This is a genomic window from Endozoicomonas sp. SESOKO3 (genome assembly GCF_024606255.1).
In genome coordinates, this window is record NZ_JAHHPR010000114.1 from 1 (window position 1) to 1721 (window position 1721).

Genomic DNA, 1721 nt, shown 5'->3' on the forward strand with positions numbered 1-1721 from the left:
GAAGATAAATCCTCTGCACTGGCAAATCAAATGCCAGAGCCTGGTTTTATTGTGCCAGGTTTCAGTCATCATATGGTCAATCAGACTATTCCCGAGCGAAAAGTTACCCATTGGGTTACTACGGACCGTCGTGAGTCCATAAATGTAGCCAGCATCTGCGAGACGTTTACCGCTGAGGAAGTGGCTGTGCATATTCGAAATACTATTGGAAATCTCATTCATTCACTCAGATACGAAAAAATCACAAGAGAACCTTACGACGATGATGATCAAAGAGAGGAAATTACAGGGATTTTTATCGATTTTATTTTATGTCAGGAAGGTCTGGTTCGTGATCGTTGTATTACTTTTGAAATTAGTCCCGATAAATATGTGGCGGGTAAAACCATCAGTCATGAACGGGTTGAAGAGATACAATCTTTTCTGAAGGCTATTTTTACCAAACAGGCAGAAAAGGAGTCAAAATTTAATAAGTCTGAAAAACGTTACAGTCTGACAGGCATGCTGGTTGATTATCTTAACAAAAAAGAAAACGTACCGGATGATGTTATCTCAAAGTCTGTGTTTACAAATCAATTTGGCCGCACTGAATTTACGTACGAGAAATTGTTGAAAGCTATATTTCCATTTTTTCAAACCCTTCTTGGTGGAAGTGGCTTTTTTTCTGAGCTGGTTGTTATCTTTGATTTTGTTATAAAATTCAGACAGGAAATCATTGATAGTGCTTGTGAACCGTGTCAAACCAACAATATTATAATCATTGGTCTACGCCTCAATGATAATGATATAAGAGAGCATTTTAATCAACATGTTCTGGAGGTTATTTTTTCCAGACGCTGCGATGGTATAGTCAATGCTATGTTTGATAACTGTGTTTTTGGGACTGACAATGGAGTGAAACCGGCAAGCAGATTAAATCTTAAATTCGGTGAAGAGCTTGAATATGATATAAACAACCGACTTTCTGACGAACAGCGTATGATTGTTAATTGTTTTGCATCTCGACTCAAACAAAAAGGAATGAGTTATTGCCCTAACCTCATGTCTGCTACACGCTATGGTTTTGATAATAGCTTTACTGTATTACCTTTTTACGACTTACCTCAATGGTTTGAAATAATCTGCACGCCCTACCATTCTGATGATCAACTCGCAGAATTATCTTTTGAGAAAGTGATTGAAGTGATTGATTCAATGCGCAACGAAGGGTTGATTGATTATAGTTCCGGGCATAAACACGTCGATGCCTTGAGTGCTACCCAGGGGGATACCGGCGTGCTTCTGGCGATGGAGTCTGAGATCCAGCGAAACCCTTTTTTGCTGAGGGCGTTTGGAAATAATGATCGTATCCTGCAGGAGGATGAAGCTAAATGGTATAAAACATTTGCTGATTACGATCCAGACATAAAACCATTTGCCTTAAAGCGGTTAAATAAGATCATTGACCTATACAATAAAAAAATAGAAGAAAATGATACTCAAAAGCCAAGCCATAAAGGGAACACTGATTCGGAAAAAAAAGAGAGGCTTGAACAGTTTTCAAATTTTTATAGCCAGCTTGTTCATATAACGACTCTACAAAATTGGTTAGGTAATATTAGTGCCGATATGATCGGAAAATTTATGGCTATATCTTTACTGCACATTACCGGAGCAGAGGATGTCGACAAATTATCAACGCTGGAATTTCGTTTTTTCCGTTGTCCGAAAACGGTACAGGA

General features: G+C 38.3%; 1 protein-coding gene. It reads left to right on the forward strand.

All coding sequences use genetic code 11. The annotated features are described in order from the left end of the window. The coding region (locus KDK18_RS01990) for a hypothetical protein (protein WP_257252817.1) at nt 1–1721 on the forward strand (1721 nt) is incomplete at both ends.